Origin of the sequence: Geodermatophilus ruber, from assembly GCF_900114385.1 — a bacterium.
GTDB lineage: Bacteria > Actinomycetota > Actinomycetes > Mycobacteriales > Geodermatophilaceae > Geodermatophilus > Geodermatophilus ruber.
In genome coordinates, this window is sequence record NZ_FOSW01000025.1 from 1 (window position 1) to 7,779 (window position 7,779).

A 7,779-nucleotide genomic window follows, 5' to 3' on the forward strand; every position below is an offset into this window, starting at 1 on the left:
CGGTGAGGCAGTCGGCCATCCGCGCCTGCTGGGTCCGCTCGTCCCCGGCGACCGCGCAGGCGGCGGCGTACTGCTCGAGGGCGGCGTGGCAGGCCCGGGCGACCGGGGCGGGCAGCACCGCGGCCAGGGTGGCCATGCAGTCCTGGCCGGGATGCAGCCACACGCCGCGCTCGCGCAGCGCCGCGGCGGCCCGGCGCAGCGCGGCGTTCGGGTCGGCGCGCAGCACCGCCCGCCGGGCGGCCTCGCGCAGCTGGGGCGGGGTCTTCGAGCCCAGCCGGGCCAGCAGCCCGGCCTCGACCGCCGCCCGCACGGCGGGGTCGGCCAGCAGCGGCAGCAGGTCGGCCAGCACCGCGGCGTGCCGCTCGCCGAGTCGCCCGGCCTCCAGGGCGGCCAGGGTGGCCGGCAGCTGCTCGTCCAGGATCACCGCCTGCTCCAGCAGCGCCTGGGCGGCGTGCGCGGTCAGCCGCAGCCGGACCGCCACCTCATCGACCGCCCACTCCGACACGTTGGTCAACACCGCCGGCCGCGCCGCCCGGGACGCCGCCGAGGCCGCGCCCCGCTCGCCCGGCATCCGGTCGAAGGACCCGGCCGGTCGACACCGGGCGAAGGCGGCCAGCGCCCGGAACCGCCCCGCCGCCGCCCGCCCCGCCGCCCGGTGCGCGTGCTCGGCGCGGTCCAGCTCGGAGGCCCCGTCGTCGAGCAACCGCGCCAGGGTGCCGAACTCGTCGGGTTCGGCGACCGCGTCATCGGCAGGGGCCGGCTCCGCCTGCGGAAAGGCGCGCCCGAGGAGGGCGAGGTCGGGATCGACGACGTCGAGGCTCGGGTCGGCGAACACCTCGAGCTCGACCAGGACGCCGGTGTCCGGATCGCGCACCAGAGTGCGCTCCGTCCAGCGATCGGTATCGAACACATGTACGAATATATTGCTTCGGCGGCGCGCTGACCAGCGGAAACGGCAGCTGTGGACAGCGGTGCCGGGCCGCTTCAGCGTGTGGGGAGGCGTCGCTGGACACGGACGGTATCGCCGGAAGGAAGGAGCGCCGGGGGGCGGTTGCAGCAGCGCTGAAGGTGCCGTCGGGCGGCGAGCCGGTGGGGACGCAGCCGAGGGAACGGCAGGTGACCGGGATGCAGCTGACGAACGGGCGGACGCCCGTGTGCGGATCCGCCGACAACGAGCACGCAGGGCCCGGCGCTCACCTCACCCGGACGGCGACCCCAGCCACAGCCGCCCGACCAGCGACGTGCCGCCCGTCGTCGCCGCCGGCTCCCAGCGCGTCGTCCACCCCTCGGCGTGCAGCTGCACGATCACCGCGCCGATCAGCGCGCCCAGGTTGAGTGCCGTCGTCGTGGTGGCCCGCTCGGGCAGGTGGACGTCGACCACGCCGTCCTCCTCGCCGCCGTAGCGCAGCACCACGGAGAACTCCGGCAGCGCGGCGACGGCGACCCGGAACGCCTCGGCGACCGCCTCCAGGTCCCCGGGCCGGGGCACGAGGTCGGCGCCCGGTGCCCGGGACGCCACCACGTCGCGGCTGCCGTACGGGAAGAGGTCGCCGGGGCCCAGCCGCACCAGCGGCCGGGTGCCGGGGTCCGGTGTCGGCGGCGCGTACGCCAGCCCGCGGACGACGGCCACCGGCACGCCGCCGAGCTTGCCCTTCACCAGATCGGCCGCCGAGGCCAGCTCGTCGACCACGGCCACCTGGGTGGTCTCCAGCCGGTTGCCGTGCGCGTCGACGTCGCCGCGGTGGTCGATCAGCGCCGGGATGCCCGCCGAACCGACGGCGACGTCGGTGAGGCCGTCCCGCCAGGTGCGGCCGAAGGTGTCACTGACGATGACCGCGACGGTGATCCCGAGCAGGTCCGCCAGGCGCTCGCGCAGCCGGGCGGCGGAGGCGTCGGCGTCCTCCGGCAGCAGTACCAGCGCGTCGCCGGGGACGTTCGAGGCGTCGATGCCGGCCGCGGCCACCACCCAGCCGTGCCGGGTCTCCACGATCCGCAACGGCCCGCGCCGGGCCACGACCCGCACCGACTCCTCGTCGATGGCCCGCTGGCGGGCGGCCTCCCGGTCGGCGCCGGGCTCGACCCGCACCAGCCGGCCCTCGACCTTGGAGACCACCTTCGAGGTGACGACGACGACGTCGCCGTCGGCCAACCACGGCGCGGCCCCGGCGATCGCACCGGCCAGGTCGTCGCCGGGGGCGAACTCCGGCAGCCCGGGCACCGGGTGCACCGACAGCCCGGCCGCTGGCCCCCCTGCGGGGTCCCGCGGCGAGCTCGCGGGCGGTGGGGGGGAGGGGTGGCGTTGTTCAGACATCCGCGGCGTCCAGCGCGGCCCGGGCCAGCGCGGCGGTGGCCGCCGGGGAGGACATCAGCAGCGGCACCTCCCGGACGTCGACCCCGGGAACGTCGGCGCCGTCCCCGGGTGCCACCAGCCAGCCGTCGAGCAGGCCGCCGGCTGATCGGGCCCCGTAGTGCCGGCCCACCCCCTCGGCGCTGACCTCCACCCCCACCACCGGCAGGCAGCGGTCGGCCATCCCGCGCACCACCTCGCCGGAGACGATGGGGGAGACCCCGACCACCCGGCCCGGCGTGGCCAGCAGTGCCTCGCGCAGCCCCGGGACGCCCAGGATCGTGCCGATCGACACCACCGGGTTCGACGGGGCCAGCAGGACGGCGTCGGCCGCGGCGAAGGCCTCGGCGACCCCCGGCGCGGGGCTGGCCGAGTCGGCGCCGACCTGGACGAAGGCGGAGGCGTCGAGCGCGGCCCGGTGCCGGACCCACCACTCCTGGAAGTGGATCGCCTGCTGCCGCCCGCTGCCGGGTTCGGTCACGACGACGTGGGTCTCCACCCGCTGGTCGCTCATCGGCAGCAGTTCGACGCCCGGCTTCCAGCGCTCGGCCAGCGCCGCGGTCACCTGGGAGAGCGGGTAGCCGGCGTCGAGCATCCGGGTGCGGACCAGGTGGGTCGCCAGATCGCGGTCGCCGAGCCCGAACCAGGTCGGCTCGGCGCCGTAGGCGGCCAGCTCCTCCTTGACCGTCCAGGACTCGCCCATCCGCCCCCAGCCGCGCTCGGGGTCGATGCCGCCGCCGAGGGTGTACATGACCGTGTCCAGATCGGGGCAGATCCGCAGCCCGTGCATCGTCACGTCGTCCCCGGTGTTGACGACGGCGGTGATGCGGGCATCGGGAGCCGTGGCCCGCACCCCACTGAGGAAGCGAGCCCCACCGACCCCACCGGCAAGCACGACGATCTGCACGAAAGTCATCGTGCCCGATGGTCAGTTGTCGACTGTTCGCTGGGCGTGTCGGAGGGTGCAACGAGAAGTGACAGACACCGTGTGACTGGTGTGACCGGTGTGGCGAGTCGCTTACACCGGGCGAAGTTGACGCCTCGGCAACGACACGCGTGTAATTCCGGCGGTGTCAACGAGTGCCGAGCGGCCCGGGAACGTCCCGAGGAGCGCACATCGGGACGACAGCGAGAGGGGACGCATCGTCATGGGAGAGGTTTCGTTCTTGAGCGATTACCTGGGCGCGTCGGACCGCTCCGCCGACCACGGACCCGTCGCGTCCGGGCAGGGTTTCTCCGGGCAGGGATTCTCCGGGCTGTGGACGATGGGCCTGGAGGCCGAGGCGCAGTCGTGGCAGGAGCGGGCGCTGTGCGCCGAGACCGACCCGGAGGCGTTCTTCCCGGAGAAGGGCGGCTCCACCCGCGAGGCCAAGAAGATCTGCACCGGCTGCGAGGTCAAGGCCGAGTGCCTCGAGTACGCGCTGGCCAACGACGAGCGGTTCGGGATCTGGGGCGGGCTCTCCGAGCGGGAGCGCCGCCGGCTGCGCCGCCGCGCAGTCTGAACCCCCGGGCCGGCACACAGCGCCGTGTGACACCGCACCCGAGCTGACCGCAGCCGCCGACGGATCGCCGTCGGCGGCTGTGGTGCTATTCGGGAGTGTTCACGCGGGTCGCTTCCGGCCGGGCCGAGGTCGTCCGGGAGCTGCGCGCCGCCGGTCCGCTGCTCGCCGCGCTCCGCGCGCCGGCGACCGCCCGCGCGCCCTGGCTGACCACCGCCCTCAACGTCCGGGCCGCCGTCACCCCGGTCGCGGTGGTGGTGGAGCGGGACCGGCAGGGGCCTCCCGAGGCGCTGGCCGCCCTCGCGCTGCACCGCCGGGGTGGCACGGTGACCGCCACCCTGCTCGGCGACGGGCTCGGCCCCGTGCCCCCGGGTGCGCCTGCGGCCCGCCTCCCGGCGCGGGACGACGCCGCGGCGCAGCGGCTGGCCGCCGGCATCCTGGCCCTCCTCGACGGCCACCGGCGCCCCTGGACGCTCCGCCTGACCGGCCTGCCGCTCGGCGACCCGACGCTGGGCGCGCTGGGCCGGCTGCGGCCGGACGCCGCGTTCGCCAACGCCCGCAGCTCCCGGCTGGTGGACTCCCTCGACGAGGCGGGCGCGGTCCGCAGCAGCGACCCGCACGACCTCGAGCGGCGGCTGCCCGAGCTGCTCGCCCGGCTCCCCGACCTGCCGTCGCGGACCTTCCTGCGGGCGGCGGCCCGGCTGCACGCCGCCATCGGCCAGCTGGAGCTCGCCGTGGTCGCCGACGGGGAGCGGGTGGACGCCGCCCTGCTCACCCTCGTCGACGGCGCCGACCGCCGGCCCTGGTGGGGCTTCTCCGAGGTCGGCGGGCTCGCGGCCGAGATGGCCGCCCCCGTGGTCACCTTCCGCGCGCGGCGCGGTCCCGACCTCAGCCGGCGTAGCGGACGACGTTGAGCCCCGGCTCGTCCCGCGTGCCGACCCGGTCGGTGCCCAGGAAGAGCGTCGCCTCCGCGTCGGCCCGGCTGTCGCGCACCGGACCGGCGGGGCGCACGGACGCGGTGAGCTCGTAGCTCCGCCCGGTGTAGACCGGCGCGGTCCCGTTGGGCCGCGTGTAGGTGGGGAACCGGCCGGTGATCCGCACCTCCTCGCCGTCCCGCGTCACGCCGAGGGCGGGGGCGGGCAGGTCGGCGTACTCGACGGTCGAGCGCACGCACCCGGCGCCCTCCGGGTCGGCCGGCACCTCGACGGCCAGGCAGTTCCAGGTCTCGAGCCGCAGGTGGGCCAGCGCGGCGTGCGCGTCGTCGCCCGGCTCCCCGGTCGTGGTCACGCTCAGGCTCGGGTGGGCCACGGTGACCCCCACCGCGTGCCGCTCCAGCACGATGCCCCCGAAGGTCAGCCGCGCGGTGACCCCGTCCTCCCCGAGCGGCACCGACCGGGTCGCCAGCGCACCGGCGCCGGACTCGCCCGGGAGCGGGTGGGCCGGGACGCCGGGCAGCTCGGGAAGCGGCGGAGCGGGAGCCGGGCGCGTCGCCGGCGGGGGAGTGGCCCGGGACGCCGATCCGGCGGCGGGCGCGCCGTTCTCCCGGCCGGCCAGCGCCACCGCGGCCAGCGCCCCGATCAGCAGCAGCGTCGCCGCCGCCATCACCGCCACCGCCTGCCCCGGCCCCGGGCCGTCGCGCCGCTCGGCCGGCGGCGCGGCCGGCGCGACGACCGCCGCCGGCACGGGGGGAGCGGGATCGGTCCGCGGCATGCCCGGCGGGGTGTCGAGGAACCCGGGCAGGTCGTCGTCCGGGTAGCGGGTCGCCGGGGCGGGGAGGGCGGGTTCCTCCGCGGGCGCCACGGCGGCCCGCGGGCGGGCTCGGCGGCGGACCAGCCAGGCCGCCGCCAGCCCGGCCAGCGCCAGCAGCGCCACGGCCAGCACGATCCAGGGCACGGCGGCCGGCGCGGAGGACTCCATCCCGGCAAGCATCCCAGGGCCACCCGCGCGACTCCGTGCGCGCCACCGGTGCGGCTGAGACGATCCCTGCGATGAGCGACAGCGGGACGGACGGCGGGCTGCGGGAACGGGTCACTGCACTGCTCGCCGAGCTCGGGCTCGACGAGCCGCTGACCGGGGTCACCGACCTGTCCGCGTCCCTCGGCGTGGTGCAGGGCGTGCTCCCGGAGCGGGTGGTCGACCTCGCGGTGACCGAGAGCGGGCGCCGGCGGCTGCGGGCCGAGCTGCGCGGGCGGCGCTGGGCCGAGGAGCGGCAGGTCGGCGTCCCCGAGGTGCTGGCGGCGGCCGACGACGGCCGGTGGCTGCTCTCCCGGCGCGTCCACGCACTGCCGGCGGGTGGCCCGCGCTGGACCGAGGCCGCCGTCGACGCCGCCGTCCGCATCGCCCCGCTGCCCGCCCCGCCGGGTGCCCCGTGGCAGTCCCCGGCGCGCCCGGCGCTGCGCCGGGCGCGCGCCTCCGTCGGCGGCACCGGGCGGCTGGTGCGCGGCGGCGTCCGGCTGGGGGAGCTGCGCGCCGTCCGGGCCGCGGCCGCCCAGCTGCCGCGCTCCGAGGTCACCCACGGCGATCTGCGCGCGGCCAACGCCGTGCTGGACGCCGACGGGCACCTGGTCGTGCTCGAGTGGACCGGCGTGCGCCCCGGGCCGCGGCACCGGGACCTGCTCACGCTGTGGGCCACCACCGCTGCCGAGGAGGACCGCGCGCAGATCGCCCGGGTGGTGCTCGACCGCACCGCCGGCTGGGAGGAGCCCGACGTCGGCCTGCTGTGGCACGCGATCGCCCTCGAGCAGCTGGTCGAGCGGCTCACCCGCCCCGGCCACGCCAACGGGCTGGACCCCGCCTTCGCCCGGGCCCGGCTGGCGGACGCCCGCGGCATCGCCGCGGAGCTGGGCAGCCCGGTGCGCTAATCGGTCGGGTCGATCTCCTCCGGGTCGCGGCCCAGCAGCACCGCGACCTGGTCGACGACGACGTCGCGCACGAGGTCGGCCAGGTCGTCGCGGTCGTGCGCCCGCAGCTCCAACGGCCGCCGGTAGACCACGATCCGCGGCGGCACCTCGCGGCCGTTCTCCCGGTGCGCGGCCAGCACGCGGGCCAGGGGGACGCTGCCGTCGTCGAGCACGTCGGAGTCGAGCACCACCTCGTCCGGGCTGGTGTGCTCCACCCAGGGCACGTCCTCGACGGCGAACTCGACCCCGGCCAGCTCCTTCTCCCACCGGTGCTCGAGGTCCTCCACCGCGTCGAGCACCAGGTCGTCGAACTGCTCGCCGCGGCTGCGTGCCAACGGCAGGCCCTCGGGTACGAGACGTCCCCGCAGCCCGCGACCGTGCCGGTCGCGGCGGGAACGGGAGGATCGGCTCATGGCGAGGGAAGCCTACGGCGGGCCGGGGGAGCGCGGTGCACGGCGGGACGGATCCGGCGCCGGGGCCCGCGGGGTCATCGGGCAGGATGGGGCTCCTGCTCCGGGAGCTCGACAAACCCGGTGTGCCTGCTGCCAACCGCCGCCGGACGGGATTACTGTGCCCAGCGTGAGGAACCGGTGGTGAGGCAGTCACGTCGCTGCTCGCGCAGCGGCTGCGCGCAACCGGCGGCAGCGACCTTGACCTACGTGTATGCGGAGTCGACCGCTGTCGTCGGCCCGTTGGCGACCTTCTCGGAGCCGCACAGCTACGACCTCTGCGAGTTCCACGCCGAGCGGTTGACCGTGCCGCGCGGCTGGGAGGTGGTCCGGCACGAGATCGACATCGAGGACTCCGGCCCGACCGGGGACGACCTCCTGGCCCTGGCCGACGCCGTCCGCGAGGCGGCCCGGCCCGAGCCGCCGCGCAACCCGGCGGACGACGGCAGCGGCACCCGCCGCGGTCACCTGCGGGTCCTGCCCGACATCCCCTGAAGGTTTCGCCCGGCCCCGTCCGGAGGCTCGCGCCGAGCGTGCGAGGCGTTCCCTGAAGGTTTCGCCCGGCCCCGTCCGGAGGCTCGCGC

Annotated in this window: 9 protein-coding genes; 4 read left to right on the plus strand and 5 right to left on the minus strand. The window is 76.9% G+C overall.

Features of this window, described 5'->3' with window-relative positions; translation table 11 throughout:
- The 3 genes from BMZ50_RS23375 to cofD all read right to left on the minus strand — a co-directional run.
- Positions 1–910: DUF222 domain-containing protein (locus BMZ50_RS23375; RefSeq protein WP_143087269.1), on the minus strand; the 910-nt coding region annotated here is incomplete at its 3' end.
- A gap of 288 nt (positions 911–1,198) precedes the next feature.
- The gene (locus BMZ50_RS23380) at positions 1,199–2,233 is read right to left on the minus strand and encodes a coenzyme F420-0:L-glutamate ligase (protein WP_425432026.1); all 1,035 of its coding nucleotides are present in this window, start codon (positions 2,231–2,233) and stop codon (positions 1,199–1,201) included.
- Positions 2,234–2,303: 70 nt separating this feature from the next.
- Positions 2,304–3,263 carry a 2-phospho-L-lactate transferase gene (gene cofD / locus BMZ50_RS23385; RefSeq protein ID WP_245753829.1) on the minus strand — a complete coding sequence of 320 codons (960 nt, stop codon included), beginning with the start codon at positions 3,261–3,263 and terminating at the stop codon, positions 2,304–2,306.
- A gap of 349 nt (positions 3,264–3,612) precedes the next feature.
- On the opposite strand from cofD, the gene BMZ50_RS23390 reads away from it, so the two are divergent.
- Together BMZ50_RS23390 and BMZ50_RS23395 are read left to right on the plus strand one after the other, a co-directional pair.
- Entirely contained in the window at positions 3,613–3,849 is a 237-nt protein-coding gene (locus BMZ50_RS23390) for a WhiB family transcriptional regulator (RefSeq protein ID WP_177212963.1), read from the plus strand.
- Positions 3,850–3,944: 95 nt separating this feature from the next.
- On the plus strand, positions 3,945–4,760 hold the full coding sequence (locus tag BMZ50_RS23395; RefSeq protein WP_091330074.1) for a hypothetical protein: 816 nt from the start codon (positions 3,945–3,947) through the stop codon (positions 4,758–4,760).
- Here the strand turns inward: BMZ50_RS23395 and BMZ50_RS24460 are convergent.
- On the minus strand, positions 4,735–5,763 hold the full coding sequence (locus BMZ50_RS24460; RefSeq protein ID WP_177212962.1) for a hypothetical protein: 1,029 nt from the start codon (positions 5,761–5,763) through the stop codon (positions 4,735–4,737). The genes BMZ50_RS23395 and BMZ50_RS24460 overlap by 26 nt on opposite strands.
- Before the next feature lie 71 nt (positions 5,764–5,834).
- On the opposite strand from BMZ50_RS24460, the gene BMZ50_RS23405 reads away from it, so the two are divergent.
- The gene (locus BMZ50_RS23405) at positions 5,835–6,707 is read left to right on the plus strand and encodes a phosphotransferase (protein ID WP_091330078.1); all 873 of its coding nucleotides are present in this window, start codon (positions 5,835–5,837) and stop codon (positions 6,705–6,707) included.
- Here the strand turns inward: BMZ50_RS23405 and BMZ50_RS23410 are convergent.
- Entirely contained in the window at positions 6,704–7,159 is a 456-nt protein-coding gene (locus BMZ50_RS23410) for a metallopeptidase family protein (protein ID WP_091330080.1), read from the minus strand. The two genes, BMZ50_RS23405 and BMZ50_RS23410, sit on opposite strands and share 4 nt — an antisense overlap.
- Before the next feature lie 180 nt (positions 7,160–7,339).
- Between BMZ50_RS23410 and BMZ50_RS23415 the strand changes: the two genes are divergently transcribed.
- On the plus strand, positions 7,340–7,690 hold the full coding sequence (locus BMZ50_RS23415) for a DUF3499 domain-containing protein (RefSeq protein ID WP_091330082.1): 351 nt from the start codon (positions 7,340–7,342) through the stop codon (positions 7,688–7,690).
- Positions 7,691–7,779 lie beyond the last annotated feature (89 nt).